General features: G+C 67.9%; 25 protein-coding genes. 14 read left to right on the top strand and 11 right to left on the bottom strand.

What is annotated here, in order from left to right; all coding sequences use genetic code 11:
• Window positions 1-71: 71 nt before the first annotated feature.
• Complete coding sequence (locus QSJ95_RS14100; RefSeq protein ID WP_061562562.1) at window positions 72-965, top strand: LysR family transcriptional regulator; 894 nt, start codon at window positions 72-74, stop codon at window positions 963-965.
• Window positions 966-1,022: 57 nt separating this feature from the next.
• Here QSJ95_RS14100 and QSJ95_RS14095 read toward each other — a convergent pair whose 3' ends face one another.
• From QSJ95_RS14095 to QSJ95_RS14075, 5 genes are all read right to left on the bottom strand, one after another.
• On the bottom strand, window positions 1,023-1,349 hold the full coding sequence (locus tag QSJ95_RS14095; protein ID WP_058073170.1) for a hypothetical protein: 327 nt from the start codon (window positions 1,347-1,349) through the stop codon (window positions 1,023-1,025).
• A complete protein-coding gene (locus tag QSJ95_RS14090; RefSeq protein ID WP_285643086.1) occupies window positions 1,346-1,921 on the bottom strand; it encodes a hypothetical protein in 576 nt (191 codons plus the stop codon). Before QSJ95_RS14090 ends, QSJ95_RS14095 begins: the two co-directional genes overlap by 4 nt.
• A gap of 476 nt (window positions 1,922-2,397) precedes the next feature.
• Entirely contained in the window at window positions 2,398-2,880 is a 483-nt protein-coding gene (eco, locus tag QSJ95_RS14085; RefSeq protein WP_285643085.1) for a serine protease inhibitor ecotin, read from the bottom strand.
• 120 nt (window positions 2,881-3,000) lie between these two features.
• On the bottom strand, window positions 3,001-3,726 hold the full coding sequence (locus QSJ95_RS14080) for a DUF533 domain-containing protein (protein WP_043314966.1): 726 nt from the start codon (window positions 3,724-3,726) through the stop codon (window positions 3,001-3,003).
• 95 nt (window positions 3,727-3,821) lie between these two features.
• Window positions 3,822-4,538, bottom strand: coding sequence for a tellurite resistance TerB family protein (locus QSJ95_RS14075; protein ID WP_285643084.1), 717 nt, complete (start codon window positions 4,536-4,538; stop codon window positions 3,822-3,824).
• A gap of 307 nt (window positions 4,539-4,845) precedes the next feature.
• Here QSJ95_RS14075 and QSJ95_RS14070 point away from each other — a divergent pair, with 307 nt between their 5' ends.
• The 8 genes from QSJ95_RS14070 to QSJ95_RS14035 all read left to right on the top strand — a co-directional run bounded on the left by QSJ95_RS14070 (window position 4,846) and on the right by QSJ95_RS14035 (window position 13,921).
• Window positions 4,846-5,757: a LysR family transcriptional regulator gene (locus QSJ95_RS14070; protein ID WP_009616507.1), complete on the top strand. Its 912-nt coding sequence runs from the start codon at window positions 4,846-4,848 to the stop codon at window positions 5,755-5,757.
• Between the two features lie 114 nt (window positions 5,758-5,871).
• The gene (locus QSJ95_RS14065) at window positions 5,872-7,380 is read left to right on the top strand and encodes a gamma-aminobutyraldehyde dehydrogenase (protein WP_285643083.1); all 1,509 of its coding nucleotides are present in this window, start codon (window positions 5,872-5,874) and stop codon (window positions 7,378-7,380) included.
• Window positions 7,381-7,499: 119 nt separating this feature from the next.
• Window positions 7,500-8,645, top strand: coding sequence for a putative ABC transporter substrate-binding protein YdcS (gene ydcS, locus QSJ95_RS14060; RefSeq protein WP_285643082.1), 1,146 nt, complete (start codon window positions 7,500-7,502; stop codon window positions 8,643-8,645).
• 218 nt (window positions 8,646-8,863) lie between these two features.
• Window positions 8,864-9,892, top strand: coding sequence for an ABC transporter ATP-binding protein (locus QSJ95_RS14055; RefSeq protein ID WP_285643081.1), 1,029 nt, complete (start codon window positions 8,864-8,866; stop codon window positions 9,890-9,892).
• Between the two features lies 1 nt (window position 9,893).
• The gene (locus tag QSJ95_RS14050; protein ID WP_502945273.1) at window positions 9,894-10,844 is read left to right on the top strand and encodes an ABC transporter permease; all 951 of its coding nucleotides are present in this window, start codon (window positions 9,894-9,896) and stop codon (window positions 10,842-10,844) included.
• On the top strand, window positions 10,834-11,655 hold the full coding sequence (locus QSJ95_RS14045) for an ABC transporter permease (protein ID WP_197887254.1): 822 nt from the start codon (window positions 10,834-10,836) through the stop codon (window positions 11,653-11,655). Before QSJ95_RS14050 ends, QSJ95_RS14045 begins: the two co-directional genes overlap by 11 nt.
• Before the next feature lie 247 nt (window positions 11,656-11,902).
• Window positions 11,903-13,327: a gamma-aminobutyraldehyde dehydrogenase gene (locus QSJ95_RS14040; protein ID WP_285643078.1), complete on the top strand. Its 1,425-nt coding sequence runs from the start codon at window positions 11,903-11,905 to the stop codon at window positions 13,325-13,327.
• A 102-nt stretch (window positions 13,328-13,429) separates the two neighbouring features.
• The gene (locus tag QSJ95_RS14035; protein WP_058073172.1) at window positions 13,430-13,921 is read left to right on the top strand and encodes an ester cyclase; all 492 of its coding nucleotides are present in this window, start codon (window positions 13,430-13,432) and stop codon (window positions 13,919-13,921) included.
• A gap of 271 nt (window positions 13,922-14,192) precedes the next feature.
• Here QSJ95_RS14035 and QSJ95_RS14030 read toward each other — a convergent pair whose 3' ends face one another.
• The 4 genes from QSJ95_RS14030 to QSJ95_RS14015 all read right to left on the bottom strand — a co-directional run bounded on the left by QSJ95_RS14030 (window position 14,193) and on the right by QSJ95_RS14015 (window position 17,309).
• Entirely contained in the window at window positions 14,193-15,230 is a 1,038-nt protein-coding gene (locus QSJ95_RS14030) for a zinc-dependent alcohol dehydrogenase family protein (RefSeq protein WP_074978803.1), read from the bottom strand.
• 77 nt (window positions 15,231-15,307) lie between these two features.
• Window positions 15,308-15,637 (bottom strand): hypothetical protein, encoded by a 330-nt coding sequence (locus QSJ95_RS14025; protein ID WP_009616491.1) that lies wholly within the window; start codon window positions 15,635-15,637, stop codon window positions 15,308-15,310.
• Window positions 15,638-15,773: 136 nt separating this feature from the next.
• Window positions 15,774-16,880 carry an NADH:flavin oxidoreductase/NADH oxidase gene (locus QSJ95_RS14020; RefSeq protein WP_043314956.1) on the bottom strand — a complete coding sequence of 369 codons (1,107 nt, stop codon included), beginning with the start codon at window positions 16,878-16,880 and terminating at the stop codon, window positions 15,774-15,776.
• Window positions 16,881-16,982: 102 nt separating this feature from the next.
• On the bottom strand, window positions 16,983-17,309 hold the full coding sequence (locus QSJ95_RS14015; protein WP_225617182.1) for a ferric uptake regulator family protein: 327 nt from the start codon (window positions 17,307-17,309) through the stop codon (window positions 16,983-16,985).
• A 211-nt stretch (window positions 17,310-17,520) separates the two neighbouring features.
• Between QSJ95_RS14015 and QSJ95_RS14010 the strand changes: the two genes are divergently transcribed.
• The 3 genes from QSJ95_RS14010 to QSJ95_RS14000 are packed head-to-tail and all read left to right on the top strand — an operon-like array spanning window position 17,521 to window position 19,534.
• Window positions 17,521-18,693 carry a PepSY-associated TM helix domain-containing protein gene (locus QSJ95_RS14010; RefSeq protein WP_043314955.1) on the top strand — a complete coding sequence of 391 codons (1,173 nt, stop codon included), beginning with the start codon at window positions 17,521-17,523 and terminating at the stop codon, window positions 18,691-18,693.
• A 5-nt stretch (window positions 18,694-18,698) separates the two neighbouring features.
• A complete protein-coding gene (locus tag QSJ95_RS14005) occupies window positions 18,699-19,229 on the top strand; it encodes a PA2404 family protein (protein WP_285643073.1) in 531 nt (176 codons plus the stop codon).
• Window positions 19,226-19,534 carry a hypothetical protein gene (locus tag QSJ95_RS14000; RefSeq protein ID WP_043314953.1) on the top strand — a complete coding sequence of 103 codons (309 nt, stop codon included), beginning with the start codon at window positions 19,226-19,228 and terminating at the stop codon, window positions 19,532-19,534. The genes QSJ95_RS14005 and QSJ95_RS14000 overlap by 4 nt, the downstream gene beginning before the upstream one ends.
• 10 nt (window positions 19,535-19,544) lie before the next feature.
• Here QSJ95_RS14000 and QSJ95_RS13995 read toward each other — a convergent pair whose 3' ends face one another.
• Both QSJ95_RS13995 and QSJ95_RS13990 read right to left on the bottom strand, forming a co-directional pair.
• Entirely contained in the window at window positions 19,545-20,294 is a 750-nt protein-coding gene (locus QSJ95_RS13995; RefSeq protein WP_043271359.1) for an AraC family transcriptional regulator, read from the bottom strand.
• Between the two features lie 67 nt (window positions 20,295-20,361).
• Window positions 20,362-21,252 (bottom strand): ATP-binding protein, encoded by an 891-nt coding sequence (locus tag QSJ95_RS13990; RefSeq protein ID WP_285643071.1) that lies wholly within the window; start codon window positions 21,250-21,252, stop codon window positions 20,362-20,364.
• Between the two features lie 81 nt (window positions 21,253-21,333).
• Here QSJ95_RS13990 and QSJ95_RS13985 point away from each other — a divergent pair, with 81 nt between their 5' ends.
• Window positions 21,334-22,140, top strand: coding sequence for an AraC family transcriptional regulator (locus tag QSJ95_RS13985; RefSeq protein ID WP_285643070.1), 807 nt, complete (start codon window positions 21,334-21,336; stop codon window positions 22,138-22,140).
• A 55-nt stretch (window positions 22,141-22,195) separates the two neighbouring features.
• The gene (lon, locus tag QSJ95_RS13980; RefSeq protein WP_285643069.1) at window positions 22,196-24,595 is read left to right on the top strand and encodes an endopeptidase La; all 2,400 of its coding nucleotides are present in this window, start codon (window positions 22,196-22,198) and stop codon (window positions 24,593-24,595) included.
• Window positions 24,596-24,728: the final 133 nt, after the last annotated feature.

The raw sequence follows: 24,728 nt of genomic DNA, 5'->3' as shown, positions 1-24,728 counted from the left end.
CCGCTCATTCGCGATAAAAAAACGAACATTTCGAGTCAGCTGCTGATCGTTTTCTAACAACGGAGCCCGCCATGTTCGACTGGAACGACCTGCGCTACTTCCTCGAACTGCACCGCAGCGGCCGCCTGCTGGCCACCGCGCGCAAGCTGGGCACCACCCACGCCACCGTGGCCCGACACATCGAGAACATCGAGCGCGACCTGGGCACCCAGCTGTTCGCCCAGCACACCGGCGGCTACCAGCTGACCCCAGCGGGCCTGGCGTTGCTCAAGCACGCCGAGGCCATGGAGAACACCGCCCTGCTCGCCCAGGAGGAAATGAGCCAGAGCATCAGCCCCCTGGGCCAGGTGCGCCTGGGCGTGACCGAGGGCCTGGGCACCATGTTCCTCGCCCCGCGCCTGGGCGAGCTGATGCGCCAGTACCCGGGCCTTGAGCTGGAACTGGTGTCGGTGCCGCGCTTCGTCAGCATCACCAACCGCGAGGCAGACATCGCCATCACCCTGGAAAGGCCCAACGCCGACCTGGTGATCAGCCGCCGCCTGACGCGCTACCGCCTGAGCCTGTTCGCCAGCCCCGCCTACCTGGAAAAGGCCCCGCCCCTGCGCGACCGCGACGACCTGTGCAAGCACCAGTGGATCGGCTACGTGGACGACCTGCTGTTCAGCCAGGAACTGATGTTCCACCACAGCTTCTGCCGCCACCCCCAGGTGGTGTTCCGCAGCACCAGCGTGGTGGCCCAGCAACAAGCCGCCCAGGCCGGCGTCGGCCTGGCCATCCTCCCGCAGTTCATGGGCCTGCACGACCCGCTGCTGGTACCGGTGCTGCCGGAGGAGTTCATCGAGCGGGAGTACTGGATGTGTACGCGACGGGAGTTGCACCGGTCGGTGCGGCTGAGGTTGGTTTGGGATTTTCTGGTGGAGTTGTGTGAGCGGGAGCAGGGGATTCTGGTTGAGAGCAAGGCCTGAAAGGAACAGGAAGACGGTGGAGTCCGCTCTACCTGGGCTTCGCCAGGCCCTGCACGTTCAGAAGCCCATGGCTGCGATTGCCAGAGGCGATTTGAAATGGAGCAGGGTATGTCGGGCGCAGATCAGGTAGGTCCTGTCGTTATCCTTGAGACGCGCAATGAATCTCTTCAATTGGGATTTGGCGAGCTGACTGAGCGGATTGCCGAAGTTGATCGGCTGCGGAATGTAATCCATGGCTGCGGAGCAGTTATCCATTTCCCTGACCATTTCAATTACCAGTTCGAGCACAGCCTGATTGATATTCCAATACTGCGCCTGGGGCCCGTACCAGGTCACCAGGACCTCTTTCAGGGCTTGCTCATCAGCGGGATCGATCCGGCTCATCGATCCGACCTCCTGATGCTGCGAACCACTTCGAGCGCCATCGACTCCGGCCCCCTCACCTGGATCAGGTCAACATGGCTCTGACGGAGCACGAGGATTTCGAAGATACCCTCGGGGCTGTCCAATTCGCGCAGCAGAATCCGGGTGTCTGCCATACCGAACAAGCGTACCTGTGACTTGCAGTCGAGCCGGAAGACTTTGCGCAACATAGCCAACTCCTGCGCCTGCCTCTCGGTGAGGGCTGTGGCAGGTTCCACGCCATAGATCAGCCGGTACACCTGGGCGACGGATTGGATGTGCGGAAAGATCTCTCGAAATTCCGGGAAGGTTTCCGAGGTGACGCGCTGATGGCTGACGAATTGCCGGTCGGGATAGGCTGCGATCAGGCCGTCAGTACTGAGAAAGGCCTTGGGCGTCCCCGGGAGGTCGAACTGGATGCCTCCCAGGAGAACCGGCAGATAACGTCCTGCCTTGTACTCCAATGGCTCTTCTTTCGGAGTGCTGAAAACGCAGTTATTCGCCAGAGCGAATAACGGGAAGAACAGAAGAATAATGCTGGTGATGTATCGCATCCAAAGCGTCCTTGATCGTTACGGGCCAGGACTATTATCGAGAGGATGCCCGCTTCCTCCGGCCTGTAATGCGTATGGAGTTTCCCTGCAAGGGCGTATGAAAGCGGGTCTTGGCACTCGACTGCAAATACCGAACTCGGACCAGCCGGAACGCCGCTGCCCTACACAACTAAACCGTGGCGCTCTTCGTAGGATGGGTGGAGCGAAGCGATACCCATCGCCGTGCCCGGCCGGGCGCCAGCAGTGCTGGCGGGATCGCGGACGGAGTCCGCTCCTACAGGTCGCCGGGAAATACGGCATTCCTCTCCCCGTAGGAGCGGACCTTGTCCGCGATTGCCGGAGGTTTCGGCGCGGATCGCGGATAAGATCCGCTCCTACGCTGCCCCACCCACGCCATTCCCATGTAGGAGCGGGCCCTGCGCGCGAATCGCGGGCAGGGCCCGCTCCTACGAGGATGCATGGGCTTGGTCGAGGGGTTACTCCGCGCGGGCGTGTTCGACCTTGTCCGAGGCGGACCAGATGCGGTAGCGGACTTCGATGTCCTTGGGGGCGTAGATCACGATCGGCAGCTTGCTGTTGTAACGCAGCAGGAAGCCGTCGCCGACCACCGGTACGAAGTCCTTCCTGCTGGTGCCTTGCGGGCAGGCCATCAGGGTGCTGGCCGGGCCGCCGACCTTGTCCAGGCGGTAGTAGGGGTAGCCCCAGCCTTCCAGGGTCTTTTCTTCCAGGCTGCCGCCCAGGCGTTGGCGGTTGCAGTCGACGGTCAGGGTCTTGCCGGCCAGGACTTCGACCTTGAAGTTCTCTTCGTGGGCTTGCTGCGGCAGGTGGATGACCTGGCGCACAAAGCCGTCTTCGGCCTTGGGATAGGGCGCCACGTCTTCGAGTTTGGCGGCGTTGGCCAGGCTGGCGGTGGCGCTGAGCAGCAGCGCGGTGCAGAGGGTGAAACGGGTGAAGGGCATGACGCCTCCTTGCCGGTTGAAGGGCGAACGCATCGCGCAGGATGCGTTCGTCCGGATTGATTGCATCCCTTCGACCATGCGCCTGTGCGAATGCGCGGCCCGGGGCCGCGCGAAGTTGTTTCAGGCTACTTCACCGCCGGTCTTGGCCTGCTGTTCCAGGTGCGCCTGCAGTTCCGGGTCGAGCTGCAGCTGGTAGGCCAGCTCGTCCAGGTAGTTGCGCTCGCTTTCCTGCTGGTCGTCCACCAGCATCACGCTGGCCAGGTACATTTCCGCGGCCTTGCCCGGGTCGCCTTGCGCGGCCTGGGCCACGTCGGCGGCTTCGAGGGGTTTCTGCACTTCGTTGTCGAGCCAGGCCTGCAGTTCCGGTTCGCCGGCGTGGCGGGAGATTTCCGCGTAGATCGCCTGCTTTTCCTTGTCGTCGATGCGGCCGTCGGCCTTGGCCGCGGCGATCAGGGCGATGAGGATGGCGTGGCTGTGGGCTTCGGCTTCGTCGCCGGAGAGCTGGTCGACGGTGGTCGGCGGCTGTTGCTGCGCGGCGGCCGCCTGTTGCTGCTGCCAGTTCTGGTAGGCCTGGAAGGCCATCATGCCCAGGGAGGCGAGCATGGCGTAGTTGACCCCGCCGCCGCTGGAGCGGCCCTGGCTGGCCGGGGCGCCGCCGCCGAGCATGCTGCCCAGCACGCCGCCGAGGCCGCCCAGGCCTCCGGCCGCTGCGCCACCGCCGGTGGCTCCCCCAAGCAGGCCGCCAAGCAACCCGCCAAGGCCACCCAGGCCGCCTGCGCCGCCCTGTTGCGCCTGCGCGCCCTGGCCGGCCCGCAGCAGTTGTTCCAGCAGATCCGTGGTGTTCATGGCAGCGCCCTCGGCGTGGTTGCGGTCAGGCAACGATAGTCCCGGTGGCGGATTCCGCCAATGCCGTCCGGGACTATTCAGGGGCACGCTGAGAATCAGGCCGGCAGTGCCTGCAGGGCCTTCTGCGCCTGTGCTTCCAGCTCGGCCTTGAGGCCCGGGTCGAGGCTCAGCTGGCGGGCCAGTTCGTCGAGGTAGGCGCGCTCCATGTAGTTCTCCTCGTCGACCATCAGCAGGCTGGCCAGGTACATCTCGGCGGCCATTTCCTCGCTCTGCGCGGCGCGCGCCACTTCCTGCGGGTCCAGCGGCTTGGCCAGTTCGCGGTCGAGCCAGCCCTGCAGCTCCAGGTCGCCGGTGAGCTTGGCGATCTCGCCGTCGATCAGCTGGCGCTCGCGGGCGTCGATGTGTCCGTCGGCCTTGGCCGCCGCCACCAGGGCGCGGAGGATGGCGTGGCTGTGGGCCTCGGCCTCCACCGGCGGCAGGCGGTCGACGGTCTGCGGTTCGCCGCGCGGTGCGCTGGCCTGCTGGCGCTGCCAGTTGCCGTAGGCCTTGTAGGCGATCACCCCGAGGGCGGCCAGGCCGCCGTAGGTGACGACCTTGCCGCCCATCTTCCGCGCCTTCTTGCTGCCCAGCAGCAGGCCCAGCGCGCCGGCGGCCAGGGCGCCGCCACCGGCGCCGGAGAGCAGGCTGCCAAGGTCCAGGCCGCCCTTGCCCTGGGCCTGACCGGGCTGGCCGCCGCTCTGGGCGAGCCCCTTGTTCTGCAGGAGGTCCTGGCCGGATTTGAGCAGTTGGTCGAGCAGGCCACGGGTGTTCATGGCGGTCTCCTGGGTCGGTTGAGGGAAACCTCGACTCTAGCGCCCGCTCCCGTATGTGCGCAGGCGCAGAGTGCTTCGGGATATTGCTGGGGAGTATGAATCGCGGGCAGGGCCCGATCCTATAGTCGCAGGAGAACATCGTCGTAGGACGGGTTGAGCGAAGTGATACCCGTTACCGCGGCCCGATGGGTTTCGCAGGCTCAACCCATCCTACGAAGAGCGAGCGGGTGGGCGGGTGCTTTCATTCGATTTAAAAGAATGCTCCTATAGATTTTCGATAAAGCACAAAAGCCATGGCCTGCCACCCATGATGACCCTGCGCCAGATCCGCCATTTCATCGCCGTCGCCGAGACCGGTTCGATCTCCGCCGCCGCCCAGGCCGTGTTCATTTCCCAGTCCACCCTGACCCTGGCCATCCAGCAACTGGAGGAGGAGATCGGCGTGCGCCTGTTCGAGCGCCATGCCAAGGGCATGACGCTCACCCACCAGGGCCACCAGTTCCTGCGCCAGGCGCACCTGATCCTGGCCACGGTGGAGAACGCCAAGCGCAGCCTGCAGCAGAGCACCGACAAGGTCGCCGGCAGCCTGACCATCGGCGTGACCAGCCTGGTCGCCGGCTACTACCTGGCCGACCTGATCACCCGCTTCCAGCGCGCCTACCCCAACGTGCAGACGCGCGTGGTGGAGGACGAGCGGCCTTATATAGAGCACCTGCTGGTGAGCGGCGAGATCGACGTCGGCGTGCTGATCCTCTCCAACCTGGAGGACCGCCACGCCCTGCAGACCGAGGTGCTCACCCACTCGCCGCACCGCCTCTGGCTGCCGGCCCAGCACCCGCTGCTGGAGCGCGACAGCATCGGCCTGGCGGACGTCGCCGGGGAGCCGCTGATCCAGCTCAACGCCGACGAGATGGGCCTGCACACCCAGCGCATCTGGTCACGCGCCGGGCTGGTGCCGCAGGTGACGTTGCGCACCGCCTCGGTGGAGGCCGTGCGTAGCCTGGTGGCCGCAGGCCTGGGCCTGTCGATCCAGCCGGACATGACCTACCGCCCCTGGTCGCTGGAAGGCGACATCATCGAGGCGCGCCCGCTGGTGGACCTGGGCGAGCCGCTGGACGTCGGCCTGGCCTGGCGCCGCGGCACGGCGCGGCCGGCGCTGGTGGACCCGTTCCTCACCGTGGCCCGCGAGCAACCCAACGCCAAGCGGCCTTCCATCTAGCAGCATTCGATTTAATCGAATGCCACTTTCAGTATTTAGAATTTGTCGACCTCAGGCCCGGAATCTAGTCTCTGGCTTCATACAGAAGGGCCGGGCAACCCAGCGGAGCAGCCCATGGCCCCCGAAAACAAGACCGAGAAGAAAAGAGCCGCGAAGATGAACGCCCTGGCGAGCACCCCGACCCTGTACACCGAGCTGCTGATCGACGATCAGCTGACGCCCGGCCAGGGCCTTGCCGAGGCGATCCTCAACCCCGCCAGCGGCGAAACCCTGGTCTCGGTCGCCGATGCCTCCCCCGAGCAGATCGAACAGGCCATCGACGCCGCCCAGCGCGCCTTCCCGGCCTGGTCGCGGACCACCCCGGCGCAACGCTCCGCTGCGCTGCTGGCCATCGCCGATGCCATCGACAAGCGCGCCGACGCCCTCGCCCGCCTGGAAGCCCTGAACTGCGGCAAGCCGCTGCACCTGGCGCGGCAGGACGACATCCCCGCCACCGCCGACGTGTTCCGCTTCTTCGCCGGCGCCGTGCGCTGCCAGCAGGGCCAGCTGGCCGGCGAGTACGTGCCCGGGCACACCAGCATGGTGCGCCGCGACCCGGTGGGCGTGGTGGCCTCCATCGCGCCCTGGAACTACCCGCTGATGATGGCCGCGTGGAAGATCGCCCCGGCCCTGGCCGCCGGCAACACCCTGGTGTTCAAGCCTTCCGAGCACACCCCGCTGTCGGTCCTGGCGCTGGCCCCGGCGCTGGCGGACATCCTCCCGCCGGGCGTGCTCAACATCGTCTGCGGCGGCGGCGAGAACGTCGGCAGCCACCTGGTCGGCCACCCGCGGGTGCGCATGGTCTCGCTGACCGGCGATATCGTCACCGGGCAGAAGATTCTCCAGGCCGCCGCGCGCACCCTGAAGCGCACCCACCTGGAGCTGGGCGGCAAGGCGCCGGTCATCGTCTGCAACGACGCCGATATCGAGGCGGTCGTCCAGGGCGTGCGCACCCACGGCTACTACAACGCCGGGCAGGACTGCACCGCCGCCTGCCGCATCTACGCCCAGGCCGGCATCCACGACCGCCTGGTAGCCGAGCTGGGCGAGGCGGTGGCAAGCATCCGCTTCGCCCGCAAGCGCGATCAGGACAACGAGATCGGCCCGCTGATCAGCGCCCGCCAGCGCGACCGCGTGGCCAGCTTCGTCGAACGCGCCCTGGGCCAGCCGCACATCGAGCGCGTGACCGGCGCCGCCGTGCACTCCGGCCCCGGCTTCTACTACCAGCCCACGCTGCTGGCCGGCTGCAAGCAGCAGGACGAGATCGTCCAGCGCGAGGTGTTCGGCCCGGTGGTCACGGTGACACGCTTCGAGCAGTTGGAGCAGGCGGTGGACTGGGCCAACGACTCCGAATACGGCCTGGCTTCCTCGGTGTGGACGCAGAACCTGGACAAGGCCTTCCAGATCGCCAACCGCCTGCAGTACGGCTGCACCTGGATCAACACCCATTTCATGCTCGCCAGCGAGATGCCCCACGGCGGCCTCAAGCGCTCGGGCTACGGCAAGGACCTGTCCAGCGACTCGCTGCAGGACTACAGCGTGGTGCGCCACATCATGGCCCGCCACGGCGACCGCCTGGATTGAACGCCCCGGCGGGCCCGCCCGCCGGTACATAAGAAATGCCCCGGCGGTACGCCGCGCGAGGGCCGTTGCTCGATTGACACTGCCCCACCAATAGAGACAACAAACGAGGGAGACATCGCATGCGCAAGACAGCACTGTTCAGCGCCATCACCACCGCCCTGCTGGCCAGCGCCGGCGTACAGGCCGCCGACGCCATCAAGGCGGTCGGCGCCGGTGAAGGCCGCCTGGACATCATCGCCTGGCCGGGCTACATCGAACGCGGCCAATCCGACAAGGCCTACGACTGGGTCACCCGGTTCGAGAAGGACACCGGCTGCCAGGTCAACGTGAAGACCGCCGCCACCTCCGACGAGATGGTCAGCCTGATGGCCAAGGGCGGCTACGACCTGGTCACCGCCTCCGGCGACGCCTCGCTGCGGCTGATCTACGGCAAGCGCGTGCAGCCGATCGACCCCGGGCTGATCCCCAACTGGAAGAACGTCGACGCGCGCCTGAAGGACGCGCCCTGGTACACCGTCAACGGCAAGACCTACGGCACCCCGTACCAGTGGGGCCCGAACGTGCTGATGTACAACACCAAGGTCTTCCCCAAGGCGCCGGACAGCTGGAGCGTGGTGTTCCAGGCGCAGGACCTGCCCGACGGCAAGCCGAACAAGGGCCGCGTGCAGGCCTACGACGGCCCGATCTACATCGCCGACGCCGCGCTGTATCTGAAGAGCACCCAGCCGGAACTGGGCATCCAGGACCCGTACCAGCTGACCGAGGCGCAGTACGGCGCCGTGCTCGACCTGCTGCGCAAGCAGCATTCGCTGATCCACCGCTACTGGCACGACGCGACCGTGCAGATGAGCGACTTCAAGAACGAGGGTGTGGCCGCCTCCAGCTCCTGGCCGTACCAGGCCAACGCGCTGAAGGCCGAGAAGCAGCCGATCGCCACCGTGTTCCCGAAGGAAGGCGTCACCGGCTGGGCCGACACCACCATGTTGCACGCCGAAGCCGCGCACCCGAACTGCGCCTACAAGTGGATGAACTGGTCGCTGGAGCCCAAGGTGCAGGGCGACGTCGCCGCCTGGTTCGGCTCGGTGCCGGCCGCGCCGGAAGGCTGCAAGGCCAGCGAGCTGCTCGGCGCCGAAGGCTGCGCCACCAACGGCTTCGACCAGTTTGCCAGGATCGCCTTCTGGAAGACCCCGCAGGCCGAGGGCGGCAAGTTCGTGCCGTATAGCCGCTGGACCCAGGACTACATCGCGATCATGGGCGGCCGCTAAGCACGAGGCTTCGCTTCGCGCCTGACTGGCTCCCCTCTCCCTTCAGGGAGAGGGGCTGGGGGAGAGGGCAATGCCCCGTGCCGATGCCAAGGCAACCCTCTCCCCGTCCCTCTCCCTGAAGGGAGAGGGGGCGCCCAGCCCAACATCCGTTTCTGATTCACCCGATTTTTCCGGGCAGGGCCTTCGCACGCCGAATTCCTGCCCCTGGAGCGTGCCCCATGACCACCCCCGCTGTTCAATTCACCCAGGTCTCCCGCCAGTTCGGCGAGGTGAAAGCCGTCGACCGGGTATCCATCGACATCAAGGACGGCGAGTTCTTCTCCATGCTCGGTCCCTCGGGCTCGGGCAAGACCACCTGCCTGCGCCTGATCGCCGGTTTCGAACAGCCCTCCGCCGGCTCCATCCGCATCCATGGCGAGGAGGCCGCCGGCCTGCCGCCGTACCAGCGCGACGTCAACACGGTGTTCCAGGACTACGCGCTGTTCCCGCACATGAACGTGCTCGAGAACGTCGCCTACGGCCTGAAGGTGAAAGGCGTGGGCAAGGCCGAACGCCTCAAGCGCGCCGAGGAAGCCCTGGGCATGGTCGCCCTCGGCGGCTACGGCAGCCGCAAGCCGGTGCAGCTGTCCGGCGGCCAGCGCCAGCGCGTAGCGCTCGCCCGGGCCCTGGTGAATCGCCCGCGGGTGCTGCTGCTGGACGAACCCCTGGGCGCGCTGGACCTGAAGCTGCGCGAGCAGATGCAGAGCGAGCTGAAGAAGCTGCAGCGCCAGCTGGGCATCACCTTCATCTTCGTCACCCACGACCAGAGCGAAGCGCTGTCGATGTCCGACCGCGTGGCGGTGTTCAACAAGGGCCGCATCGAGCAGGTCGACACCCCGCGCAACCTGTACATGCAGCCGGCCACGCCCTTCGTCGCCGAGTTCGTCGGCACCTCCAACGTGCTGCGCGGCGACCTCGCCCAACAGCTCACCGGCAACGCCCAGCCGTTCTCCATCCGCCCCGAGCACATTCGCTTCGCCAGCGGCGAACGGGGCGCCGGCGACCTGGAGATCAGCGGCCTGCTGCACGACATCCAGTACCAGGGCGCCGCCACCCGCTACGAGATCCGCCTGGACAACGGCCAGAACCTCTGCCTGAGCCAGGCCAACAGCCAGTGGGACGCCGCCGCCGTGGCCCACCAGCCGGGGCAGCGCGTCACTGCGCGCTGGGCGCGCGAGGCCATGGTGGCGCTGAACGAGGGCGCCTGAGATGGAACTGACGATGAACGCGCAGGCGCCCATGGCCGGCAACGGCCCGCTGCGCCGGCTGTCCAACCTGCTGTACCGCAAGCCGACGCTGTACCTCTCGCTGCTGCTGGTGCCGCCGCTGCTGTGGTTCGGCGCCATCTACCTGGGCTCGCTGCTGACCCTGATGTGGCAGGGCTTCTACACCTTCGACGACTTCACCATGACGGTGACGCCGGATCTGACCTGGGCCAACTTCGCCGCCCTGTTCACCCCGGCCAACTTCGACATCATCCAGCGCACCCTGGCGATGGCCATCGCCGTGTCCATCGCCAGCGGCGTGGTGGCCTTCCCCATCGCCTACTACATGGCGCGCTACACCAGGGGCAAGACCAAGGCGTTCTTCTACATCGCGGTGATGATGCCGATGTGGGCCAGCTACATCGTCAAGGCCTACGCCTGGACCCTTCTGCTGGCCAAGGGCGGGGTGGCCATGTGGTTCGTGCACCACCTCGGCCTGCAATGGCTGCTGGACCTGCTGATGGACATGCCCGGCGTGGGCGGCAACACCCTGTCCACCTCGCACCTGGGGCGCTTCCTGGTGTTCGTGTACATCTGGCTGCCGTTCATGATCCTGCCGATCCAGGCCTCCCTGGAGCGCCTGCCGCCGTCGCTGCTGCAAGCCAGCGCGGACCTCGGCGCGCACCCGCGGCAGACCTTCCTGCAAGTGATCCTGCCGCTGTCGATCCCGGGCATCGCCGCCGGCTCGATCTTCACCTTCAGCCTGACCCTCGGCGACTTCATCGTGCCGCAGCTGGTGGGCCCGCCGGGCTACTTCATCGGCAGCATGGTCTACGCCCAGCAGGGCGCGATCGGCAACATGCCGATGGCCGCCGCCTTCACCCTGGTGCCGATCGTGCTGATCGCCGTGTACCTGTCCATCGTCAAACGCCTGGGGGCCTTCGATGCACTCTGACTCCTCATCTCAAGAGAAGGCTTCCTGGGGCCTGAAAGCCGCCGCCTGGGGCGGGCTGGTGTTCCTGCACTTCCCGATCCTGATCATCTTCATGTACGCCTTCAACACCGAAGACGCCGCGTTCAGCTTCCCGCCGCAGGGCTTCACCCTGCACTGGTTCAGCGTCGCCTTCGGCCGCCAGGACGTGCTGGAGTCGATCACCCTGTCGCTGAAGATTGCCTGCATCGCCACCCTGATCGCCATGCTCCTGGGCACCCTGGCCGCGGCCGCGCTGTACCGCCGCGACTTCTTCGGCAAGGAGGGCATCTCGCTGATGCTGATCCTGCCCATCGCCCTGCCCGGCATCATCACCGGTATCGCCCTGCTCTCGGCGTTCAAGACTCTGGGCATCGAGCCGGGCTTTCTGACCATCGTCATCGGCCACGCGACCTTCTGCGTGGTGATCGTCTACAACAACGTGATCGCCCGTTTCCGCCGCACCTCCCACAGCCTGATCGAGGCCTCGATGGACCTGGGCGCCGACGGCTGGCAGACCTTCCGCTACGTGATCCTGCCGAACCTCGGCTCGGCCCTGCTGGCCGGCGGCATGCTGGCCTTCGCCCTGTCCTTCGACGAGATCATCGTGACCACCTTCACCGCCGGCCACGAACGCACCCTGCCGATCTGGCTGCTCAACCAGCTGACACGCCCGCGCGACGTGCCGGTGACCAACGTGGTGGCCATGCTGGTGATGCTGGTGACCATGCTGCCGATCCTCGGCGCCTACTACCTGACCAAGGGTGGCGAGGGCGTGGCGGGGAGTGGGAAGTGACTACGGTGCCGTGCGGCCCTCTCCCTAACCCTCTCCCTGAAGGGAGAGGGGACTTGATCGGAGCAGGAGGAAACCAAGGCCTCAGCGGCTCCCTCTCCCTTCGGAGCGGGGCGCGCAGCCAGGGCGGGGGGAGAGGGAAAAGCCCCCGCTCCGACATAACAGACCCCCTCAGGACTGCCGAAACCGGCGGCCCCATAAAAGAAACCCCAACGAATACCTGCAAGCCCTGACCAAGAGGACTTAAAGAATGCAAACCAAACTGCTGATCAACGGCCAACTGGTCGCTGGCGAAGGCGAGAAGCTCGCCGTGCTCAATCCCTCCCTGGGCACCACCCTGGTGGAGATCGCCGAGGCCACCCCGGCCCAGGTCGACGCCGCCGTGCAGGCCGCCGACGCCGCCTTCGACGCCTGGTCGCAGACCGCGCCGAAGGACCGCTCGCTTTTGCTGCTGAAACTGGCCGACACCATCGACGCCCACGCCGAGGAACTGGCGCGCCTGGAATCCAACAACTGCGGCAAGCCCTACAGCGCCGCGCTGAACGACGAACTGCCGGCCATCGCCGACGTGTTCCGCTTCTTCGCCGGCGCCAGCCGCTGCCTGCAGGGTTCCGCCGCCGGCGAATACCTGCCCGGGCACACCTCGATGATCCGCCGCGACCCGATCGGCGTGGTCGCCTCCATCGCGCCCTGGAACTACCCGCTGATGATGGTCGCGTGGAAACTCGGCCCGGCCCTGGCCGCCGGCAACACCGTGGTGCTCAAGCCCTCCGAGCAGACCCCGCTGACCGCCCTGCGCCTGGCCGAGCTGATGGCCGACATCTTCCCCGCCGGCGTGGTCAACCTGGTCTTCGGCCGCGGCCCCAGCGTCGGCGAGCCGCTGACCACCCACCCGAAGGTGCGCATGGTCTCGCTGACCGGCTCGGTCGCCACCGGCAGCCGCATCATCGCCGGCACCGCCGACACCGTGAAGCGCATGCACATGGAGCTGGGCGGCAAGGCCCCGGTGATCATCTTCGACGACGCCGACATCGACGCCGCCGTGGAAGGCATCCGCACCTTCGGCTTCTACAACGCCGGCCAGGACTGCACCGCCGCCTGCCGCATCTATGCGCAAAAGGGCATCTACGCCAAATTCGTGGAGAAACTGGGCGAAGCCGTCGCCAGCATTCGCTACGGCGAGCAGGACGACCCGGACACCGAACTCGGCCCGGTCATCACCGAGCAGCACCTGGAGCGCGTCATCGGCTTCGTCGAGCGTGCCCGCCAGCTGCCGCACATCGAGGTGGTCACCGGCGGCAAGCGCGCCGACCGCCCCGGCTTCTTCTTCGAGCCGACCGTGCTGGCCGGCGCCCGCCAGGACGACGAAGTGGTGCGCCGCGAGATCTTCGGCCCGGTGGTCTCGGTCACCGAGTTCGACGACGAAGCGCAGGCGCTGGCCTGGGCCAACGACTCCGACTACGGCCTGGCCAGCTCGGTGTGGACCAGCGACATCGGCCGCGCCCACCGCCTGGCGGCCCGCCTGCAGTACGGCTGCACCTGGGTCAACACTCACTTCATGCTGACCACCGAGATGCCCCATGGCGGCATGAAGCTTTCCGGCTACGGCAAGGACATGTCCATGTACGGGCTGGAGGACTACACCGCCGTTCGTCATGTGATGTTCAAGCACTGAGGTTGTTTTCCGGGTTCCCGCACACGCGGGAGCCCGGCGACCTCGCGGCACCCAGGGCCACCCGGCCCACAACCCGCGGGCGTGCCCGCAACGGAGGCAAGCATGCGTCACCTCGTCAGAGCGTTCTACCTGCTGTCGCTGTTCACCCTCGCCGGCCTGGCCCAGGCCGCCAGCTCTTCATCCCAGGAAACACCGAAACAGATAGTCGACGCCTACATGGCCGCGTGGAACGCCCACGACGCCGAGAAGGCCGCCGGCTACCTGGCCAAGGACGCGGAGTACTTCGACGTCACCGTCGGCACCCCGCAGAAGGGCCGCGAGGCCGCGCGCGACAACGTGATCAAGGTCTTCGTCGGCGCCGTGCCGGACCTGAAGTGGAAGATGAACGGCAAGCCCATCGTCGACAAGGACGGCATCGCCTTCCAGTGGACCTTCAGCGGCACCAACACCGGCGCCTGGGACGCGCAGACGCCGGCGACCAACAAGCCGCTGTCGTTCGACGGTGTCAGTTATGTGAAGGTCAAGGACGGAAAGATCGTTTACCAGGGGGATTACTACGACGCCCTTGGGTTGCATAAGCAGTTGGGGTGGTGAGGTTGGCCTGGGGCTGGAAGGTTTGCGCTAGCCCCACCAACCCTCTCCCCCCGCCCTGGCTGCGCGCCCCGCTCCGAAGGGAGAGGGAGCTATCCGTGCTAACCGAAACGAAAGGTGTTCGCCGACGAGCGCCGATGTTGCGCTTCAAACCATAAGGCCCCCTCTCCCTTCAGGGAGAGGGTTGGGGAGAGGGAGCGGAGTCAATCCATCACGCCAACATCGCAGGAATACACGGTTCGCGAGCAAGCTCGCTCCTACGAAGAGCGCCCCATCAAACCTCGATAATCACCTTCAACGCCTTGTTCTGCGCCGCCTTGCCGAAGGTCTCGTAGGCCTGAAGGATGTCGCCCAGGGCGAAGCGGTGGGTGATCAGCTGTTCGGGCTGCAGCTTGCCGGCCTGCACGCTCTTGAGCAGCATCGGCGTGGTCACCGCGTCCACCAGGCGGGTGCGCAGGGTGATGTTGTGCGACCACAGGCGCTCCAGGTGCAACTCCACCGGCACCCCGTGCACGCCCAGCACGGCGATGTCGCCGCCGGGCGCGATCAGCTCCTCGCACAGGCTGAAGGTGCTCGGCACGCCCACCGCTTCCACCGCGCTGTCCACGCCCAGGCCGTCGGTCAGCGCCTTCACCTTCTCCAGCAACTGCGGGTCGCCGGCGTTGAAGCAGTCGGTGGCGCCGAAGCCCTTCGCCACTTCCAGGCGGTTGTCGTCCAGGTCGATCATGATGATCCGCGCCGGCGAGTAGAACTGCGCGGTGAGCAGCGCGGCCAGGCCCACCGGGCCGGCGCCGACGATGGCGACGTTGCCGCCGGGCTGCACGCGGCCGTTGAGCACGCCGCACTCGAAGCCCGTGGGGAGGATGTCGCTGAGCATCACCATGGCCTCCTCGTCCGCCTCGGCGGGCAGGTGGTAGAGGCTGGTGTCGGCGTGGGGGATGCGCACCTTCTCGGCCTGGGTGCCGTCGATCAGGTGGCCGAGGATCCAGCCGCCGGTGCGGCAGTGCGAGGTCATGCCCTTGCGGCAGAAGTCGCACTTGCCGCAGGCGCTGATGCAGGAGATGAGCACGCGGTCGCCGGGCTTGAACTGGCTGACCGCCGCGCCGACCTGCTCGACCACCCCGACACCCTCGTGGCCGAGGATGCGTCCGGGCCTGCAGGCCGGCACGTCGCCCTTGATGATGTGCAGGTCGGTGCCGCAGAGGGTGGTGCGGACCAGGCGCACCACGGCGTCGCCGGGCGCCTGCAGTTCGGGGTCGGGGCGCTCTTCCAGGGCGATGTCGCCGACACCGCGGTAGACCAGGGCTTTCATGGCCGGGCTCCTTTCGGGGAATGGTCAGGACAGGCTAGTCCCGCCCCGGCGGCCAGGACCTGATCCCGATCAAAGGCTCATTCGGCGCTGGGCAGCTCGGTGATGTGGATTTCCGTCAGCAGCGGCTCGGGCTTCAGCTGGCTGCGCTTGAGCAGCGGGCAGAAGCGCGCCAGGCTGCCGATCAGCTCCCACTGGGTTTCCAGGTCGCCGGCCAGGTGGGCGATGTCGTTCAGGGCGCGCTGGCCGACCTGCTGCAGGTGCGGGTCGGCGCTGCGGCCCAGCTCCAGGGAAAGCTGGCCGATCAGGGTGCTGAGGGCGGACATGTTGCGCGTCGCCAGGGCCAGGATGTTCGCCAGCAGGGCGATCTCCGATTCCGGCACGGCGGCGGGTGGGGTGCGTGCGTCCATGCGTGTACCAGTGGGAAGTGCGTCGTCCTGACGCGTTGCGGCGGAGCATAGCAGCAAAATGCCTGCATGCGATCCATTTCACATTCTGTTGTACGAAAGTGCTGGCGCGCCGCCCGACGGACGGCACGCCATGGCCTCAGGCTTCGCCCAGGGGCTTGCGCATCGGCGTACCGCGCTGGGCCGCGCGCAGGTACTGCGCCGGCCAGGGCACCTGCTGGCCGCCCAGCTCGTCGGCGGCGTTGAGCGGCCAGTAGGGCTCGCGCAGCAGCTCGCGGGCCAGCAGGATCAGGTCGGCCTGGCCGGTGCGCAGGATGTGCTCGGCCTGCACCGGCTCGGTGATCATGCCGACGGTGCTGCTGGCGATCTCGGCCTCCTTGCGCACGCGCTCGGCGAACTGCGTCTGGTAGCCCGGGCCCACCGGAATCTCGGCGTTCACCGCGGTGCCGCCGGAAGACACGTCGATCAGGTCGACGCCCAGGTCCTTCAGGCGCCGGGCCAGCGCCACCGTCTCGTCGGGGTTCCAGCCGTCCTCCACCCAGTCGGTGGCCGACAGGCGCACCAGCAGCGGTAGTTCTTCAGGCCACACCTCGCGCACCGCCTGGGTCACTTCCAGCAGGTAGCGGATGCGGTTCTCGAAACAGCCGCCGTACTGATCGCGGCGCTGGTTGGACAGCGGCGAGAGGAACTGGTGCAGCAGGTAGCCGTGGGCCGCGTGCACCTCCACCACCTTGAAGCCCGCCGCCAGGGCGCGCTCGGCGGAACGGACGAAGGCCTGAGTGACTTCGGCCATCTGCGCCTCGGTCAGCGCCGTGGGCGTGGTGTGCTTGGGGTCGAAGGCAATGGCCGACGGCGCAAACGGCACCCAGCCGCCCTCGGCCACCGGCATGCTCCCCGGCTTGCCCAGCCAGGGCGCGTAGGTGCTGGCCTTGCGCCCGGCGTGGGCCAGCTGGATGCCGGCCACAGCGCCCTGGGATTCGATGAAACGGGTGATGCGCCGCAGGGGCTCGACCTGCTCGTCCTTCCACAGGCCCAGGTCGCGGTCGGTGATGCGCCCCTCCGGAACCACCGCGGTGGCCTCCACCAGGACCAGGCCGGCGCCACCCACGGCGCGGCTGCCCAGGTGCACCAGGTGCCAGTCGTTGGCCAGGCCGTCCTCGGCCGAGTACTGGCACATGGGGGAAACGCCGATGCGGTTAGGCAAGGTCAGTTGGCGCAGGGTCAGGGGCTCGAACAGCTGGCTCATGGCTACACTCCCTCAGGTTCTTTCAACGAATGATCGACACTTCAACTGTAGACCGGGTTGGCCGGCCGACACGTCAATCGTTCGTCCACGAACCCCTGGGCCCTAAGCCAACAGCTCTGTCTCCAGGCCGTAGCGGCGCTGCGCATCGCGACGCAGCACGCCGCTGGCATGCAGCCGGCGCAAGGTCTGGCGCACGCAGTTGGGCGAGATGGGCGCGGCTTCGTCCAGCAGGCGCTGGTGCAGCGCCGACACGCTGTAGAAGCCGCCGGAACAGAGCACGTCCAGTACCTTCAGGCGCGGCAGGCTGCAACGCAGGCCGGCGCGTTCGAGTAGCTTGCGCGCCGGGCGCAGTTCGCGGCGCAGCGCCAGCGGCAGGACCTCGGGCCGGTCGTCGGCGGCCGCGTCGGGGAAGCGAGGGTGGAGGGTCACGAAAGAGTCCTTTTCCGGGCCGCCATTGCGGCTTTCTCTAATGAAGACGAACGAGCGGGGCAAAACCGGCAACCGGAGCGATGAAATAATTTATTGCAAACCCACTGGCCGATTTCTCCGTCTCATCCGTCCTTATCCATAGAATCCCCGGCCAATGGCGGGGCCCCGGCGGCATCGCCGCCTCCTCCACTGCGTGAAGCCTGAAGCCCCCATGTCCAAGAAATCCCGTGCCAGGAACTGGTTCCTGATCCACAGCTGGCTGGCCTTGCCCATCTGGTTCTTCGTCTTCCTGGTGTGCATCACCGGCACCCTGGCCACCGTCAGCCAGGAGATCGTCTGGCTGGCCAACCCGGCCATCCGCGCCAACGCGCCGCCCGGCGACGCCCAGCGCCTGGGCTACGACGCCCTGCTGGCCGCGGTCCGGCGCCAGCAGCCGCAGGCCCATGTGCAAGGCCTGCACGTGCCGAGCGAAAGGCACTTCGCCATAGAAGCCCAGGTCAGCTACCCGGACGCGCGCAACGCCACCCTCTACGTCAACCCGTACAGCGGCGCCATCCAGGGCGAGGCGCCGCTGTTCGACTTCCGCAACTTCACCCGCGCCCTGCACGGCTGGTGGCTGGTGCCCTTCAGCCACGGCTACAGCTGGGGCTGGTACCTGGTGACGCTGCTGGGCCTGCCGATGCTGGCCTCGCTGGTCACCGGGCTGGTGGTCTACAAGCGCTTCTGGCGCGGCTTCCTCGCCCCGCGCCTGCGCCTGAACCAGGGCGCGCGCATCTTCTGGGGCGACTTCCACCGCCTGACCGGCATCTGGTCGATCTGGTTCATCGCGGTGATCGCCGTCAGCGGCACCTGGTTCCTGGTCCAGGCGGTGCTCTACGACAACGCCATTTCCATCTCCAGCGAAGGCGTGCCGGCCATCATCCAGCCCGAGCAGGTGCCGCCCGGCGTCGACGGCGGGCCGCCGCCGCGCATCGGCCTGGACCAGGCGGTAGCCGTCGCGCAGCGCGAGATTCCCGGCTTCGAGCCACGCTACCTGGCGCTGCCGGGCGACGCCTTCGCGCCCATCGGCCTGCTCGGCCACGGCTGGTTCCCGCTGCTGTTCGAGCGCGCCAAGGTCAACCCCTACGACGGCAGCCTGGCCGCCACCCGGCGCCTGGGCGACCGCAGCGGCCTGGAGTTCTTCAGCGAATCCATGCGCCCGCTGCACGTGGGCGACTTCGGCGGGCTGTGGGTGAAGCTGATCTGGTTCGCCTTCGGCCTGCTGCTCAGCCTGATGGTGCTCAGCGGCCTGCAGATCTGGAGCAAGCGCACCCTGCTGGCCACCGCCAAGCAGTTGAAGAAGAAACAACGCGCCCCGCAGCGCGCCGCGGCCCTCACGGAGTGAACGCCATGCCCGCCCGCCAACCTTCGCGCCAGCGCCGCCAGTGGCTGCGCTGGCGTTTCCACCTCAGCGCCCTGCTGGTGCTGATCCCCCTCGGCTACCTGCCGGCGTTCCTCCACGACGCCCGCGTCGACCGCGGCCTCACCGGCCTGGGCGAACGCGAGGTCGGCGAACTGCAGGTCGGCCCCTGGCGCGCGCGCCTGGCCGAATGGGAAGTCGGCGATCCCGAGGACGAAGGCCGCGCCGGCCACCTCAAGGCCTTCGCCCTGGCCTGGTGCCAGGGCTGCGAGCAGCGCATCCGCGCGGCCTACCTGCGCATCGGCCGGCCCTACAGCCTGAGCGCCCCCGGCGCGCTGCTCAGCGGCAGCCCGTACCAGCAGTTCACCGAGGTGGCGGTACCGCCACGCGCCCGCGCCGACGACCAGCTGTGGCTGACCGTCGAAGCCTGGGACGGCAGCGTGCACCAGGCCAGCCTGCCCCTCGCCGAGGCCTCCCCGTCGCTGGTGGCCTGGCTCGACCGCCAAGGAGCATCCCAATGAAAGCCCTGCTTCCCCTCCTCCTGCTGGGCCTCACCCCAGTGGCCCTGGCCCACGCGCCCTTCCTCGAATGCAAGGCCCTGGACGCCGAGCGCATCCGCTGCCTGGGCGGCTTCAGCGACGGCAGCCAGGCGCAGGGCGTGAAGCTGCGGGTCCTCGGCCATGACGGCCAGACGCTGCTGGAAGAACGCCTGGGCGCCGACTCCAGCCTGACCTTCCAGCGCCCGGCGGTGCCCTACTTCGTGCTCTTCGACGTCGGCCCCGGCTACCGCGCCGAGGTCGACTCCCGCGACATCGCCGGTCCCTGAGGCGGCCGGCTCAGCCGCGGCGCAGCGCCCCTGGCGTGAGCCCCAGGTAGCGGCGCATCGCCGTGGTCAGGGCGCTCTGGCTGGAGAAACCGCACTCTTCCGCCACCCGCACCAGCGCCAGGTCGGTCTCGCGCAGCAGGCGCGCGGCGGCGTCCAGGCGCTGCTTGAGCAGGTACTGGTGCGGCGTCAGGCCGACGCTGTCCTTGAACTGGGCGTGGAAATGGCTGGGGCTCAGGCAGGCCACCTGGGCCAGTTCGGCCACCGTGATGCGCCGCGCCAGGTGGCTGCGGATGTGCCCGTCCAGGCGCTGCATGTCCAGCGGGCCGGTGGCCGGCCGGGGCGTCTCGCCGAACAGGCGCAGGTGCAGGGCGCGCAGCAGCACGCCGCCCAGCGCCCTGGCCAGCAGCGGGTCGCTGCCGTAGCGCGCCAGTTCCGCGCCGGCGTAGCTGAGCAGGTTCTGGAAGTCGGCGTCCAGCGTCGGGTAGCGCGGCGCCTCGAACAGCCGCGCCAGCAGCTCGCGGTCCTCGTCCGCCACGCCTGGCGCCTGCAGGTCGAGGATCAGCATGCGGTTGTCGCCCGTGCCGGCGAAGGCGTGCCGGGCGTCGCCCGGCACCAGGCAGGCGCGCATGCGGCAGACCTCGCCGCCGCGCCCGTCGACCTCGAACTCGGCGCGGCCGGCCAGGGCCATCACCAGTTGGTGATGTTCGTGGTCGTGGGCGTGGGACTGCTCGGGCAGGCGAGCGAGGCGTGCGTGCAACATCGGCAGGAGGCGTGCGTGGCTTTCCCGCACTCTAGCGAAGTTGCGCGGCCCTGCCCAGCCGCGCCGGTCAGCCGGCGTGGCGCCCGGCGTAGTCGCGGGCGAACTGCGCGGCGATGCGCCCGGAGCGCGAGCCGCGGTGGGTGGCCCAGCGGATCGCCTCGGCGCGGCTGGCCTCGATGGCCTCCTCGCCCAGACCGTGGGACTGCAGCCAGCGCGCCACCGCCTCCAGGTATTCGTCCTGGCTGAAGGCATAGAAGGAAATCCACAGGCCGAAACGTTCGGACAGCGAGACCTTCTCTTCCACCGCCTCGCCCGGGTGCAGCTCGCCGTTCTCGCCGCGGGAGAAGGCCAGGTTGTCGGCGGCGCGCTCGGCCAGCAGGTGGCGGCGGTTGGAGGTGGCGTAGATCAGCACGTTACCGGCCTGCCCCGCCACCGAGCCGTCGAGCACCGTCTTCAGGCCCTTGTAGCCGGTCTCGCCGTCCTCGAAGGAGAGGTCGTCGCAGAACAGGACGAAGCGTTCCGGGCGCTGGCGGACCAGCTCGATGATCTGCGGCAGGTCGCCCAGGTGCTCCTTGTCCACCTCGATCAGGCGCAGGCCCTCGGCGTGGAAGGCGTGCAGGCAGGCCTTCACCAGCGAACTCTTGCCGGTACCGCGGGCGCCGGTGAGCAGCACGTTGTTGGCCGGGCGGCCCTGCACGAACTGGCGGGTGTTGCGCTCGATCAGCGCCTTCTGCCGCTCGACGTTGCGCAGGTCGTCGAAGGCGATCAGCGCCGGCTCGCGCACCGGCGTCAGTTGCGCCTGGGCCACCCCGGCGTGGGGGCGGTATTCCCAGAGGTAGGCGATCACTTCCGGCTGCAGCGCCTGGGCCGGCTGCGGCGGCAGGTTGCGCTGCAGCAGGTCGGCGATGCGAGTGAGCTGTTCGGTGAGCGGTTGCAGGGCAGTGGCGAAATCGGACATGGGAAAAACCGGGCGCGAGGGGATTGGCGAGCATGCTAGTAACGGGCGAGACTGGCCGTCTAACGCAAAATGGGCGATGAAATGCGAGAAGCGGACATTCCTTCCATTCACGGCGACCAGCACGCCACCGGCCCGGTGACCGCCGTCGCCCTGGACTACGCCGACGGCCACCAGGTGCCCAGCCACAGCCACCAGCGCGCGCAACTGCTCTATGCGGTGCGCGGGGTGCTGGTGGTGGGCACTGCCGGCGGCCTCTGGGTGGTGCCGGACAACCGTGGCCTGTGGGTTCCCGCCGGCGTCGAGCACTGGACGCGGATGGTCGGCGAGGTGCGCGTGCGTACCCTCTACATCGAGCCGGACAGCGCGCCGCACCTGCCCACCGCGTGCACGGTGCTGGCCATCTCGCCGCTGCTGCGCGAGCTGATCCTGGCCGCCGTCGGCATCGCCGGCGAGGTTCCGGCGGACAGCCGCGACGGCCGCGTGCTGCGCCTGCTGCTCGACGAGCTGACCAGCGAGCCAGCGCTGCCCCTGCACCTGCCGCTGCCCAACGAGCCGCGCCTGCGCCGGCTGTGCCGCGACATGGGCCTGGAGGCCGGGCTGGAGGACTGGGCCGCGCGGGCCAGCGTCGACGCCAAGACGGTGCGCCGCTGGTTCCTGCGCGACACCGGGCTGACCTTCGGCCAGTGGCGCCAGCAGGCCCGGCTGCTGCGCGCCCTGGAACTGCTGGGCAGCGGCGCCAGCGTGCTGGAGGCGGCGCTGGAGGTCGGCTACTCCACGCCCAGCGCCTTCAGCGCCATGTTCAGCCGCCAGTTCGGCCGCCCGCCCAGCGACTTCCTGCGCCCGCCGCGGGAAACCTCCGGCAACAGGCCGCGCTCGTCGGGGAATTGAAAGTCGCGGGCCGATTCCCCATCTAGACTGTCATGTTCAATCAGTCAGGTGCCTCATGAGCGACCAAGACGAGATTCACGATATCCACAGCGCCGAGGAGGTCACCGGGACCGGCCTGGTGCTGCCCGGCCAGAAGCTGCCGACCACCGTCTACGTCATCCCGATCCACAACCGCCCGTTCTTCCCCGCGCAGGTGCTGCCGGTGATCGTCAACGAGGAGCCCTGGGCGGAAACCCTGGAGCTGGTGGCCAAGACCGACCACCACAGCCTGGCGCTGTTCTTCATGGACAACCCGCCGGACGATCCGCGCCACTTCGACCCGGACAGCCTGCCCGAGCACGGCACCCTGGTGCGCGTGCACCATGCCAGCCGCGAGGGCGGCAAGCTGCAGTTCGTCGCCCAGGGCCTGGCGCGGGTGCGCATCCGCGGCTGGATCAAGCGCCACCGACCGCCGTTCCTGGTGGAGGTGGAGTATCCCCATACGCCCAGCGATGCCAGCGACGAGGTCAAGGCCTACGGCATGGCGCTGATCAACGCGATCAAGGAGCTGCTGCCGCTCAACCCGCTGTACAGCGAGGAGCTGAAGAACTACCTGAACCGCTTCAACCCCAACGACCCCTCGCCGCTGACCGATTTCGCCGCGGCCCTGACCACCGCGCCCGGCAACGAGCTGCAGGAGGTGCTGGACACGGTGCCGATGCTCAAGCGCATGGAGAAGGTCCTGCCGCTGCTGCGCAAGGAGGTGGAAGTCGCGCGCCTGCAGAAGGAACTGTCGGCCGAGGTCAACCGCAAGATCGGCGAGCGCCAGCGCGAGTTCTTCCTCAAGGAGCAGCTCAAGACCATCCAGCAGGAGCTGGGCATCACCAAGGACGACAAGAGCGCCGACGCCGACGAGTTCCGCGCCCGCCTGGAAGGCAAGATCCTCCCCGAGCAGGCGAAGAAGCGCATCGACGAGGAGCTGAACAAGCTGTCGATCCTGGAGACCGGCTCGCCGGAATACGCGGTCACCCGCAACTACCTGGACTGGGCCACCGCGGTGCCCTGGGGCGTGCTGGGCAAGGACAAGCTCAGCCTGCCCCACGCGCGCAAGGTGCTGGACAAGCACCACGCCGGCCTCGAAGACGTCAAGGACCGCATCCTCGAATTCCTCGCCGTGGGCGCCTTCAAGGGCGAGATAGCCGGCTCCATCGTGCTGCTGGTGGGCCCGCCCGGGGTGGGCAAGACCAGCATCGGCAAGTCCATCGCCGAGAGCCTCGGCCGGCCGTTCTACCGCTTCAGCGTCGGCGGCATGCGCGACGAGGCGGAGATCAAGGGCCACCGCCGCACCTACATCGGCGCCCTGCCGGGCAAGCTGGTGCAGGCGCTGAAGGACGTCGAGGTGATGAACCCGGTGATCATGCTCGACGAGATCGACAAGCTCGGCGCCAGCTACCAGGGCGACCCGGCCTCGGCGCTGCTGGAGACGCTGGACCCGGAACAGAACGTGGAATTCCTCGACCACTACCTGGACCTGCGCCTGGACCTGTCCAAGGTGCTGTTCGTCTGCACGGCCAACACCCTGGACTCCATCCCCGGGCCGCTGCTCGACCGCATGGAGGTCATCCGCCTGTCCGGCTACATCGCCGAGGAGAAGCTGGCCATCGCCAAGCGCCACCTGTGGCCCAAGCAGTTGGAGAAGGCCGGGGTGCCGAAGGAGCGGCTGTCGATCAACGACGCCGCCCTGCGCGCGGTGATCGAGGGCTACGCCCGCGAGGCCGGGGTGCGGCAGCTGGAGAAACAGCTGGGCAAGCTGGTGCGCAAGGCCGTGGTCAAGCTGCTGGAAGACCCCGAGGCCAAGCTGAAGATCGGCGCCAAGGACCTGGAGAGCTACCTCGGCATGCCGGTGTTCCGCACCGAGCAGCTGCTCTCCGGCATCGGCGTCATCACCGGCCTGGCCTGGACCAGCATGGGCGGCGCCACCCTGCCCATAGAGGCGACGCGCATCCACACGCTGAACCGCGGCTTCAAGCTGACCGGGCAACTGGGTGACGTGATGAAGGAGTCGGCGGAAATCGCCTACAGCTACATCACCGCCAACCTGAAGAAGTACGGTGGCGATGCCAACTTCTTCGACCAGGCCTTCGTCCACCTGCACGTGCCCGAGGGCGCCACGCCCAAGGACGGCCCCAGCGCCGGCGTCACCATGGCCAGCGCCCTGCTGTCCCTGGCCCGCAACCAGGCGCCGAAGAAGGGCGTGGCCATGACCGGCGAGCTGACCCTCACCGGCCAGGTGCTGCCCATCGGCGGGGTGCGCGAGAAGGTGATCGCGGCGCGCCGGCAGAAGATCCACGAGCTGATCCTGCCCGAAGCCAACCGCGGCGACTTCGAGGAACTGCCGGACTACCTCAAGGAAGGCCTGACGGTGCACTTCGCCAAGCGCTACAGCGACGTGGCCAAGGTGCTGTTCCCGGCCTGAGGGCCAGCGCTGCGCCGGAACGCTCTTCGTAGGGTGGGTTGAGCTTGCGATACCCATCGGACACTGGTGATGGGTATCGCTTCGCTCAACACCATCCTACGGGGTGTTGTGTTTGCCGGAGGGTGTAGGAGCG

It is taken from the genome of Pseudomonas sp. NBRC 100443 (assembly GCF_030268185.1).
GTDB lineage: Bacteria > Pseudomonadota > Gammaproteobacteria > Pseudomonadales > Pseudomonadaceae > Pseudomonas > Pseudomonas citronellolis.
The sequence above is the reverse complement of the archived record's forward strand: the minus strand, read 5'-3'. Positions and strand labels throughout refer to the sequence as shown.

Coding starts and splice junctions, on each gene's coding strand:
- QSJ95_RS14035 (WP_058073172.1), top strand. CDS start 13,430: ATGCGTCACCTCGTCAGAGCGTTCTACCTGCTGTCGCTGTTCACCCTC.
- ydcS (WP_285643082.1), top strand. CDS start 7,500: ATGCGCAAGACAGCACTGTTCAGCGCCATCACCACCGCCCTGCTGGCC.
- QSJ95_RS14080 (WP_043314966.1), bottom strand. CDS start 3,726: ATGAACACCACGGATCTGCTGGAACAACTGCTGCGGGCCGGCCAGGGC.
- QSJ95_RS14055 (WP_285643081.1), top strand. CDS start 8,864: ATGACCACCCCCGCTGTTCAATTCACCCAGGTCTCCCGCCAGTTCGGC.
- QSJ95_RS14010 (WP_043314955.1), top strand. CDS start 17,521: ATGTCCAAGAAATCCCGTGCCAGGAACTGGTTCCTGATCCACAGCTGG.
- QSJ95_RS13995 (WP_043271359.1), bottom strand. CDS start 20,294: ATGTTGCACGCACGCCTCGCTCGCCTGCCCGAGCAGTCCCACGCCCAC.
- QSJ95_RS14095 (WP_058073170.1), bottom strand. CDS start 1,349: ATGAGCCGGATCGATCCCGCTGATGAGCAAGCCCTGAAAGAGGTCCTG.
- QSJ95_RS14045 (WP_197887254.1), top strand. CDS start 10,834: ATGCACTCTGACTCCTCATCTCAAGAGAAGGCTTCCTGGGGCCTGAAA.
- QSJ95_RS14025 (WP_009616491.1), bottom strand. CDS start 15,637: ATGGACGCACGCACCCCACCCGCCGCCGTGCCGGAATCGGAGATCGCC.
- QSJ95_RS14020 (WP_043314956.1), bottom strand. CDS start 16,880: ATGAGCCAGCTGTTCGAGCCCCTGACCCTGCGCCAACTGACCTTGCCT.
- QSJ95_RS14050 (WP_502945273.1), top strand. CDS start 9,894: ATGGAACTGACGATGAACGCGCAGGCGCCCATGGCCGGCAACGGCCCG.
- QSJ95_RS14075 (WP_285643084.1), bottom strand. CDS start 4,538: ATGAACACCCGTGGCCTGCTCGACCAACTGCTCAAATCCGGCCAGGAC.
- QSJ95_RS13985 (WP_285643070.1), top strand. CDS start 21,334: ATGCGAGAAGCGGACATTCCTTCCATTCACGGCGACCAGCACGCCACC.
- QSJ95_RS14065 (WP_285643083.1), top strand. CDS start 5,872: ATGGCCCCCGAAAACAAGACCGAGAAGAAAAGAGCCGCGAAGATGAAC.
- eco (WP_285643085.1), bottom strand. CDS start 2,880: ATGCCCTTCACCCGTTTCACCCTCTGCACCGCGCTGCTGCTCAGCGCC.
- QSJ95_RS14090 (WP_285643086.1), bottom strand. CDS start 1,921: ATGCGATACATCACCAGCATTATTCTTCTGTTCTTCCCGTTATTCGCT.
- QSJ95_RS14070 (WP_009616507.1), top strand. CDS start 4,846: ATGATGACCCTGCGCCAGATCCGCCATTTCATCGCCGTCGCCGAGACC.
- QSJ95_RS14000 (WP_043314953.1), top strand. CDS start 19,226: ATGAAAGCCCTGCTTCCCCTCCTCCTGCTGGGCCTCACCCCAGTGGCC.
- QSJ95_RS14005 (WP_285643073.1), top strand. CDS start 18,699: ATGCCCGCCCGCCAACCTTCGCGCCAGCGCCGCCAGTGGCTGCGCTGG.
- QSJ95_RS14100 (WP_061562562.1), top strand. CDS start 72: ATGTTCGACTGGAACGACCTGCGCTACTTCCTCGAACTGCACCGCAGC.
- QSJ95_RS13990 (WP_285643071.1), bottom strand. CDS start 21,252: ATGTCCGATTTCGCCACTGCCCTGCAACCGCTCACCGAACAGCTCACT.
- QSJ95_RS14040 (WP_285643078.1), top strand. CDS start 11,903: ATGCAAACCAAACTGCTGATCAACGGCCAACTGGTCGCTGGCGAAGGC.
- QSJ95_RS14030 (WP_074978803.1), bottom strand. CDS start 15,230: ATGAAAGCCCTGGTCTACCGCGGTGTCGGCGACATCGCCCTGGAAGAG.
- lon (WP_285643069.1), top strand. CDS start 22,196: ATGAGCGACCAAGACGAGATTCACGATATCCACAGCGCCGAGGAGGTC.